We start from the raw sequence: 21,911 nt of genomic DNA on the forward strand, positions 1-21,911 counted from the left end.
GATGTTTAAATGGCACTTAGGCACCATTTAATCAAAAAATTATAAATGAAATCAATAGGAGCTGCTTCTTGAAAGGAAGCAGCTTTTTTATTGCTCTCTATTTTGATAGGGACCTGACTACTTAATTGGCATATGATTTCTGATATCTTGTCAATGCTTCTAGATAATAATAGTCTGCATAATTCAAAGGCACGTCAATTTCGGCGCCATGAGGAATGCTTCCCACACTGTGTTTAAGTATAAAATTCTTGTTTTCCCCAGTTTTATTAGTGTACTCATCGGATGCGAGTGATGATAAAATTTTATCGATTATAGAACGATATTCTACATCGGAATATGCATCCAACTCGATTAAAGCTGAGACTGTAATTGCCGCCGCCGAAACATCCCTAGGTTCATTTGGGATTTTTGGAGCATTATAATCCCAATAAGGGATACCATCTTCAGGTAGAGTTTTGTAGGATACGATAAAATCGGCAATTTTTTGCGCCTGCTCCAAATATTTGGAATCTTTTGTATAGCGATAACATACCGTATAGCCATAAAGGCCCCAGGCTTGCCCTCTTGCCCAGGCGCTTTCATGTTCAAAGCCTTGAGCAGTTTGTTTGCTGCGCACCTCACCTGTTTCAGGATTATAATCGACCACGTGATAGGAGCTATTGTCGTCCCTAAAATGATTCTTAAGGGTGGTGCTGGCATGTGTGATGGCAGCTTCTTTGTATTTTTTATTTCCAGTAAGCTCGGTAAGCTCAAATAGCATTTCAAGATTCATCATATTATCAATAATTACCGGAAACATCCAGTTTCTTTCAGATTGCCACCCTTTGTCAACGTCCCAACTTTTGATACACCCTACAGTTGGGTCAAAGCGTGTCATTAAAGAATCTCCGGCCGTAATCATAACTTCTTTAAACACCTCATTCTTGGTCAATCGGTAACCATTTCCATAAGAACAATTGAAAACAAACCCTAAATCATGATATGTGGTGAAATTTTTATGATCTTCAAACAAAGCTTGAAACTTTTCCGCTGCTGTTTTCCATTTTTCATCTTTTGTGAACTCATATAGATACCAACAACTACCTGGGAAAAAACCTTCGGTCCAGTCAAAACCTTTGTTTGCCCAATGCATGTTGCCATCAACATCAATTGTTCTTGGAATACGATTTGCTTTTTCGGCATCTATAAGTTGCAATGTTAACTGCTCTTTGGAATGTTCTATTGGCGAAAATGCGACTTCTTTCCCTGAGGTTGCTTTATCTCTAGTTTTGTTTTCCTTGCATGAAAATGACATTCCAGCCAAGATGATTACAAAAAGAATTTTTGATAAATTCATAGAATTATTAGTTTTTAGTTGATATATGTTTTGACGAATCGCGTGATATTAATGCAGTTTTTAGCACAAGTGTTTCCGGTTGTATCTGACCTGATTCGTTTTTAATCTGTTTGAGCAATAGTTTGGTTGCTAACTTTCCGATTTTATGGCCTGATTGATCTATTGTGGTCAATGACGGCTCTATAACCGCTGAAATAGGTTCGTTGCTAAAACCCACAATTCCAATATCTTCAGGGATTTTTACGCCCTCACTTTTCAAATGTTTCATGGCACCTATCGCCGATACATCGTTGGCAGCAAAAATCCCATCTATATTTATACCCAATGACATTATCTTTTTTGCATTTTCAATTCCATCCTCTTCCATCAGTCTGGAAGTGAATACCAATTCCGGCCGATAAGGAATGCAATGCTTTTGCAAAGCCGCGAGATACCCTCTCAGTCGATTTTGATATATTTTTAGTTCCTTGGGGCCTGAGAAGTGAGCGATGATTTTACATCCGTTGGCAATCAAGTGTTCAGTAGCATCGAATCCACTTTGAAAATCATCAATCAACACATTACTATTTCCGGGTATTTCGCAATGACGGTCGAAAAAAAGAATCGGAGTACCGTTTTTCTTTAATCCGAGCATGTGGTCATAGTTCGTGGTTTCCATAGATACCGAAAGCAATACACCAGCTACCCTATTAGCCATTAGGGAGCTAATCAAGTTACGCTCCCTTTCGAGTTCTTCCAAAGATTGACAGATCATCACATTGTATCCGAATTCAAATGCAGTCTCCTCTATACCCGCTATTGCAGAAGAAAAGAAATGACGCGAAATTCTGGGCACAATCACTCCGATTGTATTGGTTTTGTTTTTTCGAAGATTCGAAGCCAATGCATTTCGTTGATAACCAAGTTCGTCGGCTTTTGCCAAAATCTTGGTTTTAGTTTGTTGTGTAACCCTAGAACTATTGTTCAATGCCCTTGAAACAGTTGATGGGTTAATGTTCAAGGCCTTTGCAAGATCATGAATGGTTACATTGTTTTTTTGCATGAAAATCGAGTGTTAACAGACATTTTGTGACAAATATATAAAAAATACAATCGATTGTATTTTGTTTTATTATTTTTGTATCAAATCTAATTAAGTAACAATTTATAGCGATGCCAACAGAATATGAAACCAGATATGCTTCTAGTCCTGAAGAAGTAAAAAAACACGATACCTCCAAATTGCGTGAAGAATTTCTCATTGATAATCTTATGCAAGAGGGAAAAATAAATCTAACTTATTCTCATTATGATAGATATATTGCTGGTTCGGCGGTTCCCATCTCGCCACTTGAACTTGAGGCAATTGACCCTATAAAGGCAGACTATTTTCTGGAACGTCGAGAATTAGGTATCATCAATGTTGGAGGAAAAGGCGCCGTTGAGGTTAATGGAAACACATATTCGTTAAACCATAAAGATGCTTTGTATATAGGAAAGGGGAACAAAAAAGTAGTTTTTAAAAGTGAGAATCCTCAAACCCCTGCTAAGTTTTATTTAAATTCAGCACCTGCGCATACTACCTATCCAACTAAAAAAGTGAGTTTGGCCGATGCCAACAAACTCGAACTAGGTGCCTTGGAAACGGCGAATCATCGAACTGTGAACCAAATGATTATTGGAGATGTGGTAACTTCCTGCCAGTTACAGATGGGGATGACCGAATTGAAAACCGGAAGTGTTTGGAATACAATGCCCGCTCATGTTCATGATCGGAGAATGGAGGTTTATTTTTATTTGGATGTTCCTGAGGAGCAAGCAGTCTGTCATTTTATGGGACAGCCGAATGAAACCAGACATATTTGGATGCATAACCATCAAGCCGTTATATCACCACCATGGTCTATTCATTGTGGCTCAGGTACTTCAAACTATACTTTTATTTGGGGTATGGCAGGAGAGAATTTGGACTATAACGATATGGATATTGCCAAAATATCTGATTTAAAATAAAGAATATGGGACTATCATTATTCGATATAACAGGAAGAATCGCATTGGTAACTGGTAGTACTCATGGTCTGGGCATGGCTATGGCCGAAGGTCTGGGCAAGGCGGGAGCGACCATTATCGTTAATGGAAATTCTTCACAGAAAAAAATTGATCAGGCAATAAAATACTATAAATCTTTAGGGATCAAGGCGAAAGGGTACAAGTTCGATGTTACGGATGAAGTTGCTGTCAAGGAAGCCATCGAAAAAATTCAGACAGAAATAGGATTAATAGACATTCTTATAAATAACGCTGGAATTATCAAAAGGACTCCTTTGGAAGAAATGGAGGTGGCTGATTTTAGAGAAGTAATAGATGTTGATTTGGTAAGCCCTTTTATTGTTTCCAAACATGTTGTAAAAAGCATGATAAATCGAAAACAGGGTAAGATTATTAATATTTGCTCTATGATGAGCGAATTAGGTAGAAACACGGTTGGTGCTTATGCTGCTGCCAAGGGTGGATTGAAAATGTTGACCCAAAACATGGCCACCGAGTGGGCGAGACATAATATTCAAGTGAACGGAATAGGACCTGGATATTTTGCTACTTCACAAACGGATTTAATAAGGGTAGAGGGTCATCCCTTTAATGAGTTTATCCTCAATAGGACACCAGCTGCCAAATGGGGTGACCCTAACGATCTTGCCGGGACAGCAATTTATTTAGCTTCAAAAGCGAGTGATTTTGTAAACGGCCACATTGTTTATGTGGATGGCGGTATACTTGCGACCATTGGAAAACCTTCAAACGAAGTGTAGCGAACAAATTTTAAAAGCAAGGAGCCATGATTTTTATAAGGAATAGTATGTGTATAATCGGCCTAGTGCTTATGTCTGCTTGTGCTGAAAAAAGCAAAAAAGTAATATTGGTGAAAAATTCGTTGGATATTGAGCGGTTTTCTGAAACTGTTGAATTGACAAAAGGACTTTTAAAAATCAATAGCCTTGATGGTTTAGGCGTTAGGGATTTGGAGTCGAATGAGGTATTGATCTCACAATTAGTAGATGAAGACGGGGATAATCAATTCGATTTACTAATATTTCAACCAAAAATAAATGGAAAATCAAGAAAATCTTATGAAATCATAAAAACCGCAGACGGTGACCAGCCCCAGAGTATAGACTATTGTTATTCAAGATTTGTTCCCGAAAGGACTGATGACTATGCTTGGGAGAACAATAGGGTGGCATTTAGAATGTATGGTCCCACAGCTCAAAAAATGGTTGAAGATGGCAAAAAAGGAGGCACACTTTCCAGTGGAGTTGATGCCTGGTTGAAAAAGGTTGATTACCCCATAATAAACAAATGGTATAAAAAGGAAACCCAAACGGGAGGAACGTATCATGAAGATGATGGTGAGGGACTCGACAATTTTCATGTTGGTGTGAGCAGGGGTGTTGGTGGTGTTGCGGTTAAAAAGGACTCTTCTTATCATTTCTCTAAGAACTATACAGAATGGAGAACAATTACTACAGGACCAATTAGGACCAGTTTTCATCTTGAAATTGACAAATGGACCGCCGCAGGGAGTTTAATCAAAGAGTCTAAGGTTATAAGTTTGGATTACGGAAACAATCTGTCAAAATTTGAAGTTATCCTGGAAGGAACAAATGAAATTTCTGCTGGCTTAACACTTCATGAAAAGGATGGCCAAGTTTCATTTAACAAGGAGCAAGGATGGGTGAGCTATTGGCAGCCCCACGGTAATTCTGAATTGGGAACAGGAATCATTGCAGAGCCAGGAGCATTCCTTGGCTATGAGAAATATGATGTTGAACAAAAAGATTTGAGCAATGTTTATGCACATTTAAAAGTGTCTGGTAAAAAAATCACTTATTATGCCGGTTTTGGATGGAAAGAAAGAGGGCGGTTCAATAATCAGCAACAATGGGAACACTATTTGGAGCAGATTTCCAGACAATTGCAGAACCCTTTAACAATAACACTTTCAGAGAGCGATTTGTAAATAAATCTATCTGAATAAAATCAAAATCGCCCCCATAGCGGTAAGGATCAATATCATTTTTCTATAGAAGTCTTCCTTGATTATTTTCACTAGCCGCACACCAATAAACAAGCCAACAAGAATTCCTGGGATAAGCTTTAAATCTATTAGAAGCGTCTCTGTAGTAATTGTTCCCCAAGACCAAATATGAAAAGGCACTTTAAAAATATTGATAATAAAGAACAACCATGCAGCGGTTCCTATGAATTCATTTTTAGGCAACCGCATCGCCAAAAAGAATATATTACTAAAAGCACCTGCTAGGTTCCCTATCATTGTAGTGATTCCTGCTAGAACCCCAATGAAACCAGCAAAACCCCAATGTGTTGGGACATTTTTTGATTTTTTTTGGTCCCACCAATACATCATAAGCACACTACCTAGAATAATAATGGCCATTCCTATTTTAAATGTATTTTCATCTAAGTCTTTTCCAATAAAAACTCCAATGAGTACCCCCGCAACCATCCACGGTAAGAATCGGACAATGTATTTCCATTGTGTATGACGGTTGTAATAGATTACTGCGAAAATATCGCCAACAATCAAGAGCGGCACTATAATACCGGTTGATTCTTTAGCACCAAATGCTAAAGCCATTAAAGTAACAATGATAATCGCAATGCCTTTTATCCCAGCTTTTGAAACGCCAACAACAAATGCAGCCGTGATGGCTAAAACCCATGAGAAAAGAGATATGTTTGATTCTATTGATAGGAGCACAGTTGTTATTTAGCGAACAAGGAGCAAATGTATCTCAAAAAATTTTATCTTTAGCTCTTAACCAAAAACCAACCAAATGGAATTAAGTACTTTGGATTATAGCTTCATAATCGTATTCTTCTCAATAGTATTAGGAATTGGGGTTTATGTTTCAAAAAAATCTGGGAAAAATAGTTCCGAGTTCTTCCTTTCAGGTAGAACAATGCCTTGGTGGTTGCTAGGTCTATCTATGGTAGCAACCACATTTTCAACAGATACGCCCAATCTGGTTACAGATATTGTGAGAACTGACGGTGTTTCGGGAAATTGGGTTTGGTGGTGTTTTCTTATTACGGGAATGTTGACAGTTTTTGTTTACGCAAAGCTTTGGAGAAAATCGAATGTAAATACCGACTTGGAATTTTATGAATTACGATACGGAGGTAAACCAGCCAGCTTTCTTAGAAAATTTAGAGCAGTTTATTTAGGAGTTATTTTTAATGTAATAACCATGTCCGCGGTTACTCTGGCAGCTATTAAAATAGGTGGAATTATGCTAGGGCTCGAGCCTTGGCAAACCGTTGTTGGGGCAGGTCTGATTACAGTGACTTTTAGTGCTTTGGGCGGTTTTAAAGGGGTGGTTTATACCGATTTTCTTCTGTTTTTTGTGGCCATGGCAGGAGCTATAGGTGCCGCATATTATTTGGTTAATTTACCAGAAGTAGGCGGAATAAATGCTGTAATGACAGACGAAAACGTAATCGATAAACTTTCTATATTACCAGAATTCAGTAATACAAAAGCAGTGATTACACTATTGGCTATTCCGCTTGCGGTGCAATGGTGGAGTTCTTGGTATCCAGGCGGAGAACCTGGTGGTGGTGGTTATATTGCTCAACGTATGTTAGCGGCCAAAGACGAGAACCATGCCATAGGTGCCACATTCTTTTTTAATATTATGCATTATGCACTTAGACCTTGGCCTTGGATTTTGGTAGCACTTGCTTCATTGGTTGTGTATCCAGATATCGCTAGTATTTCAGAAGCATTTCCAAATGTGCCAGCTGATAAATTAGGGCATGATTTAGCTTATTCTGCTATGTTGACCAAATTACCTAGTGGTTTATTAGGGTTGGTGTTGGCGTCATTGATTGCGGCATACATGAGTACAATATCAACACAATTAAATTGGGGTTCTTCATACATTGTTTTTGACTTCTACAAACAACAAATAAACCCGCAAGCTTCCGAAAAAAGATTAGTAGCTGTTGGTAGGTTCTCTACTGTTATCTTAATGGTTTTAAGCGCAATCTTAGCTTTGGCAATGCAGAATGCAATGCAAATTTTTGATATGTTGTTACTGTTTGGTGCAGGAACTGGATTAATCTTTATACTTAGGTGGTTCTGGTGGCGAATAAATGCTTGGACAGAGATTTCTGCAATGTTCGCTTCAGGAATATTGTCAATCCTATTGAAAGCAACTCCACTTGGTGATTTCTTTTTCAATGCTGACACTGGGATATTTCCTGAGTGGGGAGAGATACCTTTTGTGATGATAGTAACAACCATAATTTGGCTTACAGCAACTTTCACAACACAACCAGAGTCCAAGGACGTATTGCGTTCATTCTATAAAAAAATACAGCCAGGAGGGCCAGGTTGGAGCAAAATTGTGGACGAAGCCAAACAAGAAAATATCGAAATTGACCAAGGAGAAAAATGGACCGTTCCTGCAGGTATCGGAGCCATGCTTTTAGGTGTTGTATTGATTTATACTATCATGTTTGCCACAGGCCACTGGATCTATGGCAAAACAACTTCAGCTATGATTCTTACGGGCGTGGCATTAGTCGCAGGATTTTTACTGATTAAGGCTTGGGGAAAAATGAAAGATGATATTTTATAGGCCTTAGCAAATGAAGAACAGGGTAATTTCGGTTGATATTTTTAGGGGTTTGACCATTGTATTGATGATTTTAGTCAATACTCCAGGGACTTGGTCCAGTGTATATACACCTTTTTTGCATGCTGAGTGGCATGGTTATACACCTACAGATCTCGTATTTCCTTTTTTCCTTTTCATTGTCGGGACATCCATTTCTTTTGCATATCAGAAAAAAAAGGCCTCCACACAGACGTATAAAAAAATAGCAGTACGTAGTCTAAAACTTATTGGACTTGGATTGTTTTTAGGGGCGTTCACTTTAAGCTTTCCTTTTATAAAAGACTTTGCGGATATTAGGTTTCCTGGTGTTTTACAACGAATAGGAGTTGTATTTTTATTTACGGCTGTATTGTTCGTTAATTTCAATTGGAAAACTTTGTTGGGCATTTGCATAGTCCTTTTGGTAGGATATTGGCTTTTAATGGGTTATGTGCCAGTAGAAGGTATAGAATCTACTTTTGATAGAGCACCTAACAATCTGGCCAACTACTTGGATGTTAAGATTTTTGGCACTCATAACTATAAACCAGATTATGACCCTGAGGGCTTTCTGAGTACGTTACCTTCTATAGCCTCTGCTTTAACGGGAGTATTTACTGGTTTGATTCTTACTTCAAAAAAGGATAATAAAACAATGGTCTTAGTCGGTCTTGGAGTTGTAATGTTGGCTTTAGGGTATTTGTGGCATACGGTTTTTCCAATAAACAAGGCTCTATGGAGTAGTAGTTTTGTGTTGGTTACCTCTGGTTGGGCCAATATTTTTCTGGCACTTGTCTATTATATTTCTGATGTTAGGCAAATTGAATTTGGTAGCATTTTTAAATATGCCGGTGCAAATGCAATAACGGTTTACTTTTTGTCAAGCTTTGTATCTAAATTATTTGGCATGATTAAAGTGGGTGGTGAAACCTCATTACATGGTTGGTTGTTCAGTAATATCTATGTTCATGATTTTATGGCAATGGAACTCTCTTCCCTGCTATACGCGTTGACTGTTGTGAGTTTTTACATTCTTTTAGCGTACGTAATGTATAAAAAGAAGATATTCATTAAGGTGTAGCCACAACTATTAAATCTCGAAAAATCCCTTATTGTCTAAGTTCAAGCATTCGCGCAACATACTTACCAATAACATCAAATTCAAGGTTCACCAGTGAACCAATTTTGTAACCACCAAACCGGGTATGTTCGTAGGTATAGGGAATTATGGCAACACTAAAAGAATTCTTATTGCTATTCACAACCGTCAAACTCACTCCATCAACTGTAATTGAACCTTTTTCGATGGTGACATTGTTCAGGTCCGGATCATATTCAAATGTAAAGAACCAACTACCATCTTTTTCAGTGATATTGATACACTTGGCTGTTTGATCTACATGCCCTTGTACAATATGCCCATCTAATCTTGAACCTAAAATCATTGCCCGTTCAAGGTTTACTTTATCTCTGGTTGTCAATGTTCTAAGACTTGTTTTTTCCAAGGTTTCCTCAATTGCGGTAACTGTATAAACTTGATCTTTAATTGATACAACTGTTAGACACACGCCATTGTGGGCAACGCTCTGATCAATTTTCAAGGCGGAAGTAATGTCGGATTTAACGCTGATATGAAGATTTCCACCCTCTTTCTCTAATTGCTCAATTTTGCCTAAAGATTCGATTATTCCCGTAAACATGTGTCGTTTAAATTAAGTAGTTTTGTGCAACAATTTAAGTTACAAAGGTAAATATATAATGCAGGAAAGCAGTAAAATTAGGGTAGGAATATCTATTGGAGATCTAAACGGAATTGGGTGTGAAATTGCACTCAAAACTTTTGAGGATTCCCGCATGTTAGATTTTTGTACCCCGGTTATTTTTGCTTCCAATAAAACCATATCCCAACAAAAAAACGAGTTGGGTTTTGCAATTAATTTCAACGGTGTACATGACGCGGCCAAGGCACTTGACGGCAAGGTTAATGTGGTCAATGTTTGGAAAGAGAATCCCAAAATCGAATTTGGCCAAGAGACCAAAACAGGAGGCGAATATGCCATAAAATCGCTTCGTGCTGCAGTGAAAGCTTTGAAGGAAAACAAGATTGACGTTTTAGTGACTGCACCAATCAATAAAAAAAACATTCAATCGGACGAATTTAATTTTCCGGGACATACAGATTACCTTGCTCAGGAATTTGAAGGCGAAAGCCTCATGTTCATGGTAACCAATGACTTGAAAGTTGGATTGTTGACTGATCATGTTGCAGTAAAAGATGCCCCTGAGGCCATTACCCCAATTTTGATACGAACCAAAGTAAGAATCATTGAAAAATCTTTGCAGATGGATTTTGGCATTCGTAGGCCAAAAATAGCCCTTTTAGGCATCAACCCTCATAGTGGTGATAATGGTGTTATTGGCAAAGAAGATGATGAGGTTATGAAGCCTGTTATAAAGGAAATGTCAGATGCTGGCCACTTGGTTTTTGGACCCTATTCTGCCGATAGTTTTTTTGGATCTGATTCATATAAAGATTTCGATGCCATTTTGGCCTCCTATCACGACCAAGGATTAATACCTTTTAAAACCCTTTCTTTTGGTAATGGTGTTAATTATACGGCTGGCCTTTCAAGGGTGCGCACATCACCAGACCATGGTACAGCATATGAAATTGCTGGAAAAGGAAAAGCAGATCATAACTCATTTAAGGAAGCACTTTTCAAGGCCATTGAAATATTTAGGAATCGAAAGGAATATCAGAAGTTGACAGAAAATCAGCTACAAAAACAAAAAGCGAGGAGGTAATTTACTTTTAAGAATTAACATAAAAGCTATTATTAGCAAAGCCACAATTAGGCCTAGAAAATAACCCATTCTTTACGACGATTTCTTTTGGCTTGATTTCGGCAAGTTTATCTTCAGATACTTTTTTGAATTTTGTGCCTTTATACTTATCCCCTTGTGAATAGATACTTTCCCGATTATGATCTTTGAATTTTGGCCGTTTGGAAGGCGGTTGCGGTCTGTTTTGCCGAATACGGTTGTTCATATCCTGTAAGTGTCCTGACCCACTCATGGCTAACTGCTTTAATCGCCTAGAAATCAATTTAATCAATTTTTCAGCCAATCTTAAAAGTTTACATGAGTTTATTGGCAATTAGCAAAAAAAAATTATCTTTGCACCCGCCTTTATATGGGCTAGAGTAATTTAACAAGTGTTGAAATGATGAAGCAAAAGGAGTTCGATATTCCTTTCTCTGGATTGAAGCAAGGAAAACACGAGTTTGATTATTATATTGAAAACAAGTTCTTTGAATCTTTTGGGTACGATGAGTTCAATGCTTCTCATGTCAATTTACATGTTGTTCTTCACAAAATGAGCACCATGTTAGAGTTATACATGCAGGCAGAAGGCTCAGTAAATGTATACTGCGATACAACAGGTGAACCTTTTGACCAGAAAATCTCTGGTGAGCTGGAGCTGGTGGTAAAGTTTGGTGACGAATATAATGATGAGAATGATGAAATTTTGATTATTCCCCATGCCGAACATCAAGTGAACATAGCGCAATACATTTATGAAATGTTGGTTTTAGCGGTTCCACAGAAAAGGGTGCACCCTGGAGTATTGGATGGAACTTTAGAATCTGAAACGTTGAAGAAACTAGAAGAGCTTAGTCCAAAAGAAGAAAAAGAAAATAAGGAAGATACTGATCCCAGATGGGATGAATTAAAAAAGTTACAAACGGATAAATAAATAACGATGGCACATCCTAAAAGAAAAATTTCCAAAACTAGGAGAGATAAAAGAAGAACACATTACAAGGCAGTAGCTCCAACAATTGCTAAGGATCCTACAACAGGAGAAATGCACTTGTTTCACAGAGCTCATTGGCATGAAGGTAAACTTTATTATAAAGGCCAAGTTCTTATTGACAAAACTGAGGAAGCCGAGGCATAGTTCTTTAAGTGAAAGTATATGTAATCCCTGCTATTAATTAGCGGGGTTTTTTATGGGGTGGATTTTTAGAATAACCTGAAATTCACTAATAAATGTCAAATACTTCAAAAATCCATAAACAATCACTTTTTAGTCAAAAAGTCGTAAAAAATCATTAATTTTCCCCACTTTTGACGCATTTTTGAAGGTTTTTGACACAAAAGAAATTCAAGTATGACTAAACTTACGGCGGCTATAACGGCTGTGGGAGGATATGTTCCCAAATTTATCATGACCAATAAAATGCTTGAAAGCATGGTTGATACAAATGATGAATGGATTACATCCAGAACTGGGATTAAAGAAAGAAGGGTTCTTAAGGATGAAGAGGGCAAGGGCACTTCTTACATGGCTATAAAGGCGGCCCAAGATTTGATCGATAAAAGAGGTATTGACCCTGGGGAGATTGATCTAATAATTGTTGCCACTGCTACACCAGATAGTTTGGTTGCCTCAACAGCAGCTTTTGTGGCATCAGAGATTGGGGCAACAAATGCATTTGGTTACGATTTATTAGCAGCTTGTTCCAGTTTTCTATTTGGAATGTCGACTGCGTCCAGTTTTGTACAATCAGGCATTTATAAAAAAGTATTGTTAATTGGAGCCGATAAAATGTCATCTATTATTGACTATACAGACAGGACCACTTGCATAATTTTTGGAGACGGTGCGGGTGCAGTACTTTTTGAACCAAACATGGAAGGTTTGGGTCTTCAAGACCAATATTTAAGGGCTGATGGTAATGGAAGAAAGTATCTTGGGATGGATGCTGGGGGCTCTTTAATGCCAGCTACTGAGGAAACAGTAAAAAACAGGAAACATTTCATTTATCAGGATGGTAAATCGGTATTTAAATTTGCCGTATCCAATATGGCAGATGTTGCTGCTAAGATTATGGAGCGCAATCAACTTACTGGTGATGAGGTTTCATGGTTGGTGCCACACCAAGCCAACAAAAGAATTATTGACGCTACGGCCAATAGGATGGATTTGGACCATTCTAAGGTCATGATGAATATACATAGATATGGCAACACAACCTCAGCCACTTTGCCCTTGTTGCTTCATGATTATGAAGAACAGCTTAAGAAGGGAGACAATCTTGTATTCGCTGCTTTTGGAGGCGGATTCACATGGGGGTCCATTTATTTAAAATGGGCATACAACAAATAACCGATCAACTAAACTAAAATCATTTTCAATGGATATTAAAGAAATTCAAAGCCTCATAAAATTTGTGGCAAAATCCGGAGCTAGCGAAGTAAAGTTAGAAACAGATGACATAAAGATTACGATTAGGACGGGATCAACAAGTTCAAGTCCCGAAACTACAATTGTTCAGCAAATTCCAATGGCCCAAGCGGCAATGGCGCCAATCGCACCACCAGCTCAACAGGAAGCTGCGGCACCTGCAACTCCAGTTAAGGAGGCAGAGGATGACTCAAAATACATCACTATTAAATCACCTATTATTGGCACCTTCTATAGAAAACCATCACCTGATAAGCCATCTTTTGTTGAGGTTGGTACATCAATAGGACAGGGCGATGTTCTTTGTGTTATTGAAGCTATGAAGTTATTCAATGATATTGAATCAGAGGTTTCTGGTAAGATTGTGAAGATTTTGGTAGAGGATTCCTCTCCAGTAGAATTTGACCAACCATTGTTTTTGGTAGATCCATCTTAGTAAATTTTAAGTTGACAATTGGTGCTGACCACCAAAGAGACTTAGAGCTTAAAATTTAAAACCTAAAAAGATGTTCAAAAAAATACTTATTGCAAATAGGGGCGAAATAGCGCTACGGATCATTAGAACCTGTAAGGAAATGGGGATAAAGACCGTCGCAGTCTATTCTAAAGCCGATGAAGAGAGTTTACATGTTAGGTTTGCAGATGAGGCCGTTTGTATTGGTCCTGCGCCGAGTAATGAATCATACCTAAAAATACCTAACATAATTGCTGCTGCCGAAATCACAAATGCAGATGCAATTCATCCAGGTTACGGTTTTCTCTCAGAAAATTCTAAATTTTCTAAAATTTGTGCTGAGCACGAAATAAAATTCATTGGTGCATCAGGCGAGCATATTGACCGCATGGGAGACAAGGCTTCAGCCAAAGAAACCATGAAAAAAGCCGGGGTGCCAACTGTTCCGGGTTCAGCAGGTTTGTTGAAAGATGTAGTTGAAGCTAAAAAGGTAGCAAAAAAAATGGGCTACCCGGTAATGATAAAGGCGACTGCAGGCGGTGGTGGTAAAGGCATGCGTGCTGTTTGGAGTGAAGATGCCATGGAAGACCTTTTCGAAAGTGCTGTTCAAGAAGCTACGGCTGCTTTTGGTAATGGGGGTATGTATATGGAAAAGTTGATTGAAGAGCCTCGCCATATCGAAATTCAAATTGTTGGTGATCAATATGGTAAAGCATGTCACCTTTCTGAACGTGATTGTTCTATTCAACGAAGGCATCAGAAATTAACTGAGGAAACCCCTTCACCGTTCATGACCGATAAACTTCGGGAAGATATGGGAAAGGCGGCTGTAAAAGCAGCGGAGTTCATTAAATATGAAGGTGCCGGGACCATTGAGTTTTTGGTAGATAAACACCGAAATTTCTACTTTATGGAAATGAATACCCGTATTCAAGTAGAACATCCCATTACAGAGCAAGTTGTTGATTATGATTTGATCAGGGAGCAAATATTGGTTGCTGGTGGAGTTCCTATTTCTGGGAAAAATTACTATCCTAAACTCCATTCTATAGAATGTAGAATCAATGCAGAGGATCCTTATAACGATTTTAGACCTTCACCGGGTAGAATAACAACGCTTCATACTCCAGGGGGTCATGGTGTTAGGATGGACACCCACGTATACAGTGGTTATGTTATTCCACCTAATTATGATTCAATGATTGCTAAATTGATTACAACGGCACAGACGCGTGAAGAGGCAATTAATAAAATGAAACGTGCTCTGGATGAGTTTGTAATTGAAGGGATTAAAACCACAATACCTTTCCATAGACAACTTATGGAACATCCGGATTATTTAGCTGGTAATTACACTACTAAATTCATGGAAGATTTTGAAATTGACCCAGAAATGGAAGAATAGATAAAAACCCTGACCAAACGGTCAGGGTTTTTTTATATTAGAGTATGAATCTTAGCTATTGGGAATATAAAACGTGGTTATCAAATGTTGATTTTACAATTGTCGGCAGTGGTATAGTTGGGTTAAATTGTGCACTTGCACTAAAAAATAAATTCCCAAAGGCAAAAATCTTGATTTTGGAAAAAGGAGTCTTACCACAAGGTGCAAGTACCAAGAACGCGGGATTTGCATGCTTTGGAAGCATTTCAGAGGTACTCTCCGACCTAGATTCACACGCTGAGGAAGAAGTGTTTCAATTGGTGCTGAAAAGATGGAAAGGCATTCAACTACTTCGACAGAACTTAGGGGATGATACATTGGATTTCCAACAGCACGGAGGTCATGAATTATTTGTAGATGAGAAAAGTAAACTGTATGAGAAATGTTTGGATAATTTAAAAAAAGCGAATAAGCTTTTGAACCCAATATTTGGTACCGATGCATTTGAAACACAATCCAATAGATTTGATTTTAAGCGAATAAAAGAGAAATATATATCCAATATTCATGAAGGTCAAATTGATACGGGAAAGATGATGTTAGGATTGATGAACTTGGTATTATCAAAAGGGATTACAATTCTAAACACCATTGCAGTCGAGCAATTTGAGAATATTGGGAATAAAGTCTTGGTTAAAACCAATGCCTTTGAATTTAAGACTTCAAATTTGTTCATTGCCACAAATGGTTTTGCCGCACAACTCCTTGACGAAAAAGTACTACCAGCGAGAGCTCAAGTGTTAATAACCAAACCAATTCCTAATCTCCAAATAAAAGGAACTTTTCATTTGGATGAAGGGTTCTATTATTTTAGGAATATTGAAAACAGAGTACTTTTTGGCGGCGGGCGTAATTTGGATTTCCAGGGTGAAGAAACCTTTGAACATGGTGAGACCCAACTAATACAAGATAAACTTGAAAAAATGCTTTCAGAAACAATACTTCCTAATACCCCTTTTAAGATTGAACGAAGGTGGAGTGGCATTATGGGTGTTGGCTCAATGAAAAAACCAATTGTAAAGCAATTGTCCAACAATGTTTTTTGTGGTGTTCGTTTAGGGGGTATGGGTGTGGCCATAGGAAGCCAAATAGGTGATGATCTGGCCAATCTAATGGAGTAATTGGCCCTACATAATTATTTTCTCACTATATTGTGACACCCCAAAATATTTAGCATTCCTCCATTTTCTTAGCCGTATTTAAAATTGACTGTAGTTCATGTTTTTATGTGACCAGTTGTTATGGGTTTTTATACAGATTTATGGCAAAGGGAAATTTCAAAACTCTACTCACTATAGTGGTTCTCGGTTGTGTACTTGGTAGTTGTTCAACAACTAAATCGAAGTATCAAAGAGAGTACACCCAAGTTTGGAAGGAAATAATCAAATCTGAGGCATGGAAGAATTCGTTGGTCGCCAAGAACAGTAATGAAAAGGAATATAATTCTGATTTTGTAGCAATTAATGAAGATGATGTCCTTGCAGATGATGGCTTATCAACGAAATTAAATTTGGAATCACTATTTGAAGAACGATTTCATTCGTTGGTTTCGAGGGCATATTTTAAGATAATTTCGGAGGCCGAAAATGCAGACACTCGACTTTCTGCTGAATATGAAAGATGGAATCGTATGCAAGCGAATGAGGGCTTAAAAAAAGATCGGGATTTTAAAAAGAAATATGAGGTTGTGACCAAAAAATACCATGCGCATAAACAAATGCTTGAAGGCCTCAAGTCATGGAATATATTCAGTGAATATAGGTCCAATGATTTGGATTTTTTCAAGGCCGAGAATAAAGTTGAGATTCAAAGTATGTATGATCAAGGGAGTACGGAGGATCAAATGATCAGCTACTTGGTGTACAGATTGGCCGATTTGTACCATTATGAATAATAAAGCTTCTAGTTAATCTACATAATATGAGTGAGATCGTTCTTAAAGAACAATTGTTAGATTTCTGTAAAGGTTTTGTAAACGAGAGAAAGGGACGCATTGAATCTCAGATAAAAGAAGTGCATGAAGCTTTAGGTTCTGAAACCAAAAGCAGTGCCGGCGACAAACATGAAACTGGCCGCGCTATGCTTCAGCTGGAGCGCGAAAAGCTTGGGACACAGTTGGCCGAAGTTGAAAAAATGGCCAAAATCATTAATAAAGTAGATATCACAACTAAAAAAGATTCGGCTTCTTTAGGAAGTTTGGTTTGTACCGATAGTTCCAACTACTTTTTAGCAATATCGGCAGGCGAATACAAATCCACGGAAAAAAGGACCTATTGCATTTCAATGAATACACCAATAGGAATTATTTTATTAGGAAAAAAGGTCGATGATGTTATTGATTTCAATGGAAATCAAATAAAGATTCTTCAGGTACTTTAAGATTGTATTTCGCTTTGATCCATCCTTTTGGAAATTTGAATAAAAACTATTTAATTGAAAATTATGGTTTACAAACATCACATTAGAACAAATGGAGTAGCATTCCTTACTGCATTTTTTATATCGATAGGAGTTTTTGCCCAAAAGAATGACACGAAAATTTTGGTTCAGCCTTTTTTGCAGGATGCTACGCCAAGCTCTATTAAAGTGGTTTGGGAAACCTCGTCCGGTGAGGAAAGTATTGTTGAGTGGGGAGTAACCCCAAAGGTAAAGAACAGGACACTGGGCAACTCACATAGTATTAATTTCTCTGATTCAAGGATCCATGAGGTCGAAATCAATGGTTTAAAGCGTTTTTCAGAATATTATTATAGAGTAAGGACCGAGAAAGCAATTTCTGATGTATACCAGTTTAAAACACCTCCTTTCGCTTCCGATGAGGAGTCGTTCAAAATTGTTGCTATGAGCGATATGCAGTACGACCACCAGAACCCAGATAAATTTGCCGAAATGGTGAATGAAGGGGTATTAAAATACCTGACTAAAGAATACGAAGGCAGCCTTCCCAATAATTTGGCGATGGTGATGATACCTGGTGATTTGGTCGAAAACGGTGCAAAATATCACCAATGGAAAAATCATTTTTTCAATCCTGCTGAAAAACTGTTTGCTGAGGTTCCAGTTTACCCAGTTCCTGGAAACCATGAAAGAAATTCTCGCTTTTATTTCAAATATTTTAGTCTTCCGGAAAATGGAACTGCCGCTTTTGCAGAGCATTGGTATTATAAGGATTATGGAAATACCCGCATCATTGGCTTAGACTCAAACGAAGGCTATAGGGACATTTCAGCTCAATTGGAATGGCTAAAAGTCTTGTTGAAAAAAACAGCTGACGAGTCTTCGATTGATTTTGTGTTTGCACAATTGCACCACCCACATAAATCGGAACTATGGATTCCAGGAGAGGCTGATTTTGCAGGAAAAGTGGTCAAGCAATTGGAAGAATTCAGCACTAGTACTGGAAAACCCAGCATTCACTTTTTTGGACATACTCATGGGTATTCCAGGGGACAGTCCAAAGGCCATAAACATTTATGGGTAAATGTAGCCACAGCAGGAGGTGCAATTGATAATTGGGGTGAATTTGAAGGAAGGGATTATGAAGAATTTACAGTTACCCAAGATGAATATGGTTTTGTAATGGTAGAAGTTGATGGATCTAAGGATAACCCAAATTTTACCGTAAAGCGGATAAGTAGGGGTAATTCCAAACAATTTAGGGAGAACGAACTCAGGGATAGCATCACCATTTTTAAGAAGGGTAGCAAACCCAATGCGCCAAAGTCACTTAGTCCTAATAGTGAAACTGTGAAATTCAAGGGCATTACCTTGAAGGGAAGTGAATTCAAAAGTGATTATAAAAATAAATTTCATGCTGCATCGCATTGGCAAATAGCTACTTCAAGCGATTTTAAAAAGCCGGTTGTTGACAGATGGAAACAACATGAGAATTGGTATTACGAAGCTAATCGCCAGAAAGATGATGACCTTTCAGATGAGTTGATTCTTAGATTAAAACCCAATCAGCAATATTATTGGAGAGTTCGTTACAGGGATCAAAATTTGAATTGGAGCGATTGGTCTGGTCTGGCCAAATTCAAGACTGAGGAATAAGGCAAAATTTATTTTTCATCTTTTACGATCCAAGTGTTGCCGTAATTATGCTTGCCTTCAACTACAATTTTGTATAAATTGGTAGGGATATTGCCAACATCAATTATAAACTCTTCTTCGCCCCCTTTAGCTTTGCCCATAAGTTTATATTCATCTTTATTACCTACTTCAAAATTATTGGTGGTGCTCAACCATATTTTTACTTTTTTATTTGGATCAAATGATTTCCATGAAACCCGTATTTTGTTTTCTGAAAGCACCGACCTAATATTGGCTGTTGAAAGCTCACCTGTTATGGGAATACCATCAATTTCAAAGTTTTGCTCCTTTGAAGGAGTCAACCCTAAGGATTTCAGCATACTGGGCATAATATCAACAATACCAGGCTGGTTACCCATAAAATAAGAATTCAAGTTTTTGGCATTGGTGACAATCCAGGTGAGACGTTCTCTTTCTGATTGGCCCCCATGCCCCTTTCCATTATCTTGAAGGCGACCATGGTCTGTAGTAATATAAATCTCCCAAGTTTCGCTAAAGAACTTTTTCCGATGCTCAATAGCATCCCATATTTTGCCGATTTGGTTATCCATTATGCGAACAGCTTCGTAAAATTGTTCGCTATCCCCATATTTGTGCCCCATATCATCTGTATATTCCAAATAGACCCATGAAAGGTCCGGACCTTTTTCTTTGATATATTGATGGGTTTCATTAACTACATGTTCATCAATTTTGTGGATATACAATCGATCCTCATCATGTGGAAAGTTAAGTGTGTCCAATTCAAATCCATCAAAATGGTAGTCTAATTCAAAACCTCCGGTTTTCTTTAAACCCTCTCCTATTAATTTGGTGCGATTATCTAACCAAGTGGAGAAAATGGCTGTTTTAAGGTCTGGATTTTGTTCTTTGGCAAACCTAAAAATGGTCCAGTAATTATAATTGGGATTTTTAATCCCATTACCCCAAACATTATGCTTGTTAGCCCAAGTACCCGTCAAAAGACTGTTATATCCTACTGCAGAAATTGTGGGAGTCTGGGAATAGCCGTCTTTTTCTCCTCCTACATATGCTCGAGTGTAGCCACCTACTTCAGAAATTGCATCTAGATTTGGAGTTTGGATTTTTTCCAGGACATCGGCAGAAATTCCATCGGCAATAACGAAAAGTACTTTAGTCTGGGAATCTTGCGAAATACCAATAACGCTTATAAGTAATAGTATGAGTAGTAGAGGGTATTTCATTTTTTAATAGAATTTCCTATGAGTGTTTCACAGTAAATATCTAAAAAATCAATCAATATCAGGCTTGCGACGGCTCACTTTTTTAAGTGCTGCTTTCTTCTTTGATTTCAGTCTTTTTTCGATTGATGATTTTGTAGGCCTTGATTTCTTACGTTTCTTTTTGACTTTCAGGGCATTTTCAAGTAATTCGAAAAATCGCTTGATTGCCAGTTCTTTATTTCGGTGTTGACTGCGATAATCATCAGCTTGAAGAATTAAAATATTTTCCTTGGTCAATCTAGTGATTAGCTTTTTGGAAATACGTTCTTTTTCAATTTCGGAAAGTGCGTTTGAAGCTAAAACATCAAATGTCAATTCTATTTTGCTTGAAACCTTATTCACGTGCTGCCCACCGGCACCGCTACTTCGTATTGCCTTGAACTTTAATTCTTGAAGTAGTGTGCTTTTATCCATTTGGGTTCTGGTTCAATCGTTGATTGATTGTTTCTATTGAAACATTCAAAAACACCTTCAACTCTGGCTCCAATGCTATCGAATGATTAAAATGAATTTTCTGTCCTTCATAAATTCCTTGGATCATATAATATCCTCCTTTATAAAAAGAACGTTTTACCTCAACTTCCAATCCTGATTTTTCAGAAACCCTAAACTCATGGGCGTAGACTATAATCCTACGTTTTGTATCTGCATAGGTTTTTACAATGTTTATTGGAATTTTATTGGCTTCACTGAACAAGGCAGCTATGTATAGGTCTTTTGGGTGTTCATAAAGGTTTTTCGGGGTGTCTTTAGCTATGATTTTATGGTCTTTCAGTACAACAACTGTGTCTGCAAATGGCAACATATCATTATGATCATGGGTGGCCGTTATAACCGTCACATCTTTTTCTTTTAAAAACCCAAATAGGTTTCTTCTCAAACTGTTTTTTCTGAAATTGTCGATATGGCTAAAAGGTTCGTCCAACAATAATACCTTAGGTCTTTGGGCAAGTACTCTGGCTAGTGCAACACGTTGCTGTTGACCTCCACTCAGGTATTTTACCTTTACCTTAGCGAATTTTGTCATCTCGATCATTTCCAAAAGCTCTGAGGTACGCTCTTTTAAATGTTCAGGTTCGAAAACAGATAAAAATTGACCTATGTTTTCTTCAACTGAAGTAAAAGGCATAAGGTCAAAGTCCTGCGAAAGATATTTCATATAGGGTTCTCCAGGAACTAAGTTGTAGTTGGGACCTAAAATCTTTGTTTCATCCCAAAAGACCTCACCCTTGTCAACTTGTAAAAGACCATAGATAATCTTTAGTAAGGTGCTTTTTCCACACCCACTTTCCCCAATAATCGATACATGTTCACCTTTAGATACTTTTAGGCTAATGTCTTCCAGCACCAAATTATCATCATAACTAAAGGAAATATGATCTACGTTTAGCATTTATTTTTTGTTTTACGGATAAAAAAGTCCGT

23 protein-coding genes are annotated in these 21,911 nt (G+C 37.8%); 15 read left to right on the forward strand and 8 right to left on the reverse strand.

Going from position 1 to position 21,911, the window contains the following annotated elements; translation table 11 throughout:
* Positions 1-121 precede the first annotated feature (121 nt).
* Positions 122-1,336, reverse strand: coding sequence for a glycoside hydrolase family 88 protein (locus FB2170_RS07385; protein ID WP_013305909.1), 1,215 nt, complete (start codon positions 1,334-1,336; stop codon positions 122-124).
* A gap of 7 nt (positions 1,337-1,343) precedes the next feature.
* The gene (locus FB2170_RS07390) at positions 1,344-2,378 is read right to left on the reverse strand and encodes a LacI family DNA-binding transcriptional regulator (protein ID WP_013305910.1); all 1,035 of its coding nucleotides are present in this window, start codon (positions 2,376-2,378) and stop codon (positions 1,344-1,346) included.
* A gap of 110 nt (positions 2,379-2,488) precedes the next feature.
* On the opposite strand from FB2170_RS07390, the gene kduI reads away from it, so the two are divergent.
* Genes kduI through FB2170_RS07405 form a run of 3 tightly spaced genes read left to right on the forward strand, consistent with a single transcriptional unit; the run spans position 2,489 to position 5,336 of the window.
* The gene (gene kduI, locus FB2170_RS07395; RefSeq protein WP_013305911.1) at positions 2,489-3,328 is read left to right on the forward strand and encodes a 5-dehydro-4-deoxy-D-glucuronate isomerase; all 840 of its coding nucleotides are present in this window, start codon (positions 2,489-2,491) and stop codon (positions 3,326-3,328) included.
* A gap of 5 nt (positions 3,329-3,333) precedes the next feature.
* Positions 3,334-4,128, forward strand: a complete 795-nt coding sequence (locus tag FB2170_RS07400; protein ID WP_013305912.1) for a gluconate 5-dehydrogenase — start codon at positions 3,334-3,336, stop codon at positions 4,126-4,128.
* A gap of 26 nt (positions 4,129-4,154) precedes the next feature.
* Positions 4,155-5,336, forward strand: a complete 1,182-nt coding sequence (locus FB2170_RS07405; protein WP_148232076.1) for a DUF4861 family protein — start codon at positions 4,155-4,157, stop codon at positions 5,334-5,336.
* Between the two features lie 6 nt (positions 5,337-5,342).
* Here the strand turns inward: FB2170_RS07405 and FB2170_RS07410 are convergent, their stop codons facing one another.
* The gene (locus FB2170_RS07410; RefSeq protein WP_041632746.1) at positions 5,343-6,098 is read right to left on the reverse strand and encodes a sulfite exporter TauE/SafE family protein; all 756 of its coding nucleotides are present in this window, start codon (positions 6,096-6,098) and stop codon (positions 5,343-5,345) included.
* 76 nt (positions 6,099-6,174) lie between these two features.
* Here FB2170_RS07410 and FB2170_RS07415 point away from each other — a divergent pair, with 76 nt between their 5' ends.
* Positions 6,175-7,983, forward strand: a complete 1,809-nt coding sequence (locus tag FB2170_RS07415; RefSeq protein WP_013305916.1) for a sodium:solute symporter family protein — start codon at positions 6,175-6,177, stop codon at positions 7,981-7,983.
* A 10-nt stretch (positions 7,984-7,993) separates the two neighbouring features.
* On the forward strand, positions 7,994-9,082 hold the full coding sequence (locus tag FB2170_RS07420; protein ID WP_013305917.1) for an acyltransferase family protein: 1,089 nt from the start codon (positions 7,994-7,996) through the stop codon (positions 9,080-9,082).
* A 28-nt stretch (positions 9,083-9,110) separates the two neighbouring features.
* Here FB2170_RS07420 and FB2170_RS07425 read toward each other — a convergent pair whose 3' ends face one another.
* Positions 9,111-9,701 carry a riboflavin synthase gene (locus FB2170_RS07425; protein WP_041632747.1) on the reverse strand — a complete coding sequence of 197 codons (591 nt, stop codon included), beginning with the start codon at positions 9,699-9,701 and terminating at the stop codon, positions 9,111-9,113.
* A gap of 58 nt (positions 9,702-9,759) precedes the next feature.
* On the opposite strand from FB2170_RS07425, the gene pdxA reads away from it, so the two are divergent.
* Complete coding sequence (pdxA, locus tag FB2170_RS07430; protein WP_041632748.1) at positions 9,760-10,806, forward strand: 4-hydroxythreonine-4-phosphate dehydrogenase PdxA; 1,047 nt, start codon at positions 9,760-9,762, stop codon at positions 10,804-10,806.
* 7 nt (positions 10,807-10,813) lie between these two features.
* Here the strand turns inward: pdxA and FB2170_RS07435 are convergent, their stop codons facing one another.
* Positions 10,814-11,077 carry a hypothetical protein gene (locus FB2170_RS07435; RefSeq protein WP_148232077.1) on the reverse strand — a complete coding sequence of 88 codons (264 nt, stop codon included), beginning with the start codon at positions 11,075-11,077 and terminating at the stop codon, positions 10,814-10,816.
* A gap of 147 nt (positions 11,078-11,224) precedes the next feature.
* Here FB2170_RS07435 and FB2170_RS07440 point away from each other — a divergent pair, with 147 nt between their 5' ends.
* From FB2170_RS07440 to FB2170_RS07480, 9 genes are all read left to right on the forward strand, one after another.
* Complete coding sequence (locus FB2170_RS07440; protein WP_083802954.1) at positions 11,225-11,758, forward strand: YceD family protein; 534 nt, start codon at positions 11,225-11,227, stop codon at positions 11,756-11,758.
* A gap of 6 nt (positions 11,759-11,764) precedes the next feature.
* Complete coding sequence (rpmF, locus tag FB2170_RS07445) at positions 11,765-11,962, forward strand: 50S ribosomal protein L32 (RefSeq protein ID WP_013305918.1); 198 nt, start codon at positions 11,765-11,767, stop codon at positions 11,960-11,962.
* A gap of 213 nt (positions 11,963-12,175) precedes the next feature.
* Positions 12,176-13,174, forward strand: coding sequence for a beta-ketoacyl-ACP synthase III (locus FB2170_RS07450; RefSeq protein WP_013305919.1), 999 nt, complete (start codon positions 12,176-12,178; stop codon positions 13,172-13,174).
* Between the two features lie 28 nt (positions 13,175-13,202).
* On the forward strand, positions 13,203-13,688 hold the full coding sequence (gene accB / locus FB2170_RS07455) for an acetyl-CoA carboxylase biotin carboxyl carrier protein (protein ID WP_013305920.1): 486 nt from the start codon (positions 13,203-13,205) through the stop codon (positions 13,686-13,688).
* Positions 13,689-13,758: 70 nt separating this feature from the next.
* The gene (gene accC / locus FB2170_RS07460) at positions 13,759-15,111 is read left to right on the forward strand and encodes an acetyl-CoA carboxylase biotin carboxylase subunit (RefSeq protein ID WP_013305921.1); all 1,353 of its coding nucleotides are present in this window, start codon (positions 13,759-13,761) and stop codon (positions 15,109-15,111) included.
* 44 nt (positions 15,112-15,155) lie between these two features.
* Entirely contained in the window at positions 15,156-16,271 is a 1,116-nt protein-coding gene (locus tag FB2170_RS07465; protein ID WP_013305922.1) for an NAD(P)/FAD-dependent oxidoreductase, read from the forward strand.
* A gap of 140 nt (positions 16,272-16,411) precedes the next feature.
* Positions 16,412-17,044, forward strand: a complete 633-nt coding sequence (locus tag FB2170_RS07470; protein ID WP_013305923.1) for a hypothetical protein — start codon at positions 16,412-16,414, stop codon at positions 17,042-17,044.
* 26 nt (positions 17,045-17,070) lie between these two features.
* Entirely contained in the window at positions 17,071-17,529 is a 459-nt protein-coding gene (locus FB2170_RS07475; protein WP_013305924.1) for a 3-oxoacyl-ACP synthase, read from the forward strand.
* 63 nt (positions 17,530-17,592) lie between these two features.
* Entirely contained in the window at positions 17,593-19,203 is a 1,611-nt protein-coding gene (locus tag FB2170_RS07480) for a purple acid phosphatase family protein (RefSeq protein ID WP_013305925.1), read from the forward strand.
* 8 nt (positions 19,204-19,211) lie between these two features.
* On the opposite strand, the gene FB2170_RS07485 is transcribed toward FB2170_RS07480, so the two are convergent.
* Genes FB2170_RS07485 through FB2170_RS07495 form a run of 3 tightly spaced genes read right to left on the reverse strand, consistent with a single transcriptional unit; the run spans position 19,212 to position 21,879 of the window.
* On the reverse strand, positions 19,212-20,447 hold the full coding sequence (locus FB2170_RS07485) for an alkaline phosphatase family protein (RefSeq protein ID WP_013305926.1): 1,236 nt from the start codon (positions 20,445-20,447) through the stop codon (positions 19,212-19,214).
* Positions 20,448-20,495: 48 nt separating this feature from the next.
* A complete protein-coding gene (gene arfB, locus FB2170_RS07490) occupies positions 20,496-20,900 on the reverse strand; it encodes an alternative ribosome rescue aminoacyl-tRNA hydrolase ArfB (RefSeq protein ID WP_013305927.1) in 405 nt (134 codons plus the stop codon).
* Entirely contained in the window at positions 20,893-21,879 is a 987-nt protein-coding gene (locus FB2170_RS07495; RefSeq protein ID WP_013305928.1) for an ABC transporter ATP-binding protein, read from the reverse strand. Before FB2170_RS07495 ends, arfB begins: the two co-directional genes overlap by 8 nt.
* Positions 21,880-21,911: the final 32 nt, after the last annotated feature.

The sequence above is a fragment of the Maribacter sp. HTCC2170 genome, assembly GCF_000153165.2.
Classification (GTDB): domain Bacteria; phylum Bacteroidota; class Bacteroidia; order Flavobacteriales; family Flavobacteriaceae; genus Maribacter_A.

Coding starts and splice junctions, on each gene's coding strand:
- FB2170_RS07385 (WP_013305909.1), bottom strand. CDS start 1,336: ATGAATTTATCAAAAATTCTTTTTGTAATCATCTTGGCTGGAATGTCA.
- FB2170_RS07390 (WP_013305910.1), bottom strand. CDS start 2,378: ATGCAAAAAAACAATGTAACCATTCATGATCTTGCAAAGGCCTTGAAC.
- kduI (WP_013305911.1), top strand. CDS start 2,489: ATGCCAACAGAATATGAAACCAGATATGCTTCTAGTCCTGAAGAAGTA.
- FB2170_RS07400 (WP_013305912.1), top strand. CDS start 3,334: ATGGGACTATCATTATTCGATATAACAGGAAGAATCGCATTGGTAACT.
- FB2170_RS07405 (WP_148232076.1), top strand. CDS start 4,155: ATGATTTTTATAAGGAATAGTATGTGTATAATCGGCCTAGTGCTTATG.
- FB2170_RS07415 (WP_013305916.1), top strand. CDS start 6,175: ATGGAATTAAGTACTTTGGATTATAGCTTCATAATCGTATTCTTCTCA.
- FB2170_RS07420 (WP_013305917.1), top strand. CDS start 7,994: ATGAAGAACAGGGTAATTTCGGTTGATATTTTTAGGGGTTTGACCATT.
- FB2170_RS07425 (WP_041632747.1), bottom strand. CDS start 9,701: ATGTTTACGGGAATAATCGAATCTTTAGGCAAAATTGAGCAATTAGAG.
- pdxA (WP_041632748.1), top strand. CDS start 9,760: ATGCAGGAAAGCAGTAAAATTAGGGTAGGAATATCTATTGGAGATCTA.
- FB2170_RS07435 (WP_148232077.1), bottom strand. CDS start 11,077: ATGAGTGGGTCAGGACACTTACAGGATATGAACAACCGTATTCGGCAA.
- FB2170_RS07440 (WP_083802954.1), top strand. CDS start 11,225: ATGATGAAGCAAAAGGAGTTCGATATTCCTTTCTCTGGATTGAAGCAA.
- rpmF (WP_013305918.1), top strand. CDS start 11,765: ATGGCACATCCTAAAAGAAAAATTTCCAAAACTAGGAGAGATAAAAGA.
- FB2170_RS07450 (WP_013305919.1), top strand. CDS start 12,176: ATGACTAAACTTACGGCGGCTATAACGGCTGTGGGAGGATATGTTCCC.
- accB (WP_013305920.1), top strand. CDS start 13,203: ATGGATATTAAAGAAATTCAAAGCCTCATAAAATTTGTGGCAAAATCC.
- accC (WP_013305921.1), top strand. CDS start 13,759: ATGTTCAAAAAAATACTTATTGCAAATAGGGGCGAAATAGCGCTACGG.
- FB2170_RS07465 (WP_013305922.1), top strand. CDS start 15,156: ATGAATCTTAGCTATTGGGAATATAAAACGTGGTTATCAAATGTTGAT.
- FB2170_RS07470 (WP_013305923.1), top strand. CDS start 16,412: ATGGCAAAGGGAAATTTCAAAACTCTACTCACTATAGTGGTTCTCGGT.
- FB2170_RS07475 (WP_013305924.1), top strand. CDS start 17,071: ATGAGTGAGATCGTTCTTAAAGAACAATTGTTAGATTTCTGTAAAGGT.
- FB2170_RS07480 (WP_013305925.1), top strand. CDS start 17,593: ATGGTTTACAAACATCACATTAGAACAAATGGAGTAGCATTCCTTACT.
- FB2170_RS07485 (WP_013305926.1), bottom strand. CDS start 20,447: ATGAAATACCCTCTACTACTCATACTATTACTTATAAGCGTTATTGGT.
- arfB (WP_013305927.1), bottom strand. CDS start 20,900: ATGGATAAAAGCACACTACTTCAAGAATTAAAGTTCAAGGCAATACGA.
- FB2170_RS07495 (WP_013305928.1), bottom strand. CDS start 21,879: ATGCTAAACGTAGATCATATTTCCTTTAGTTATGATGATAATTTGGTG.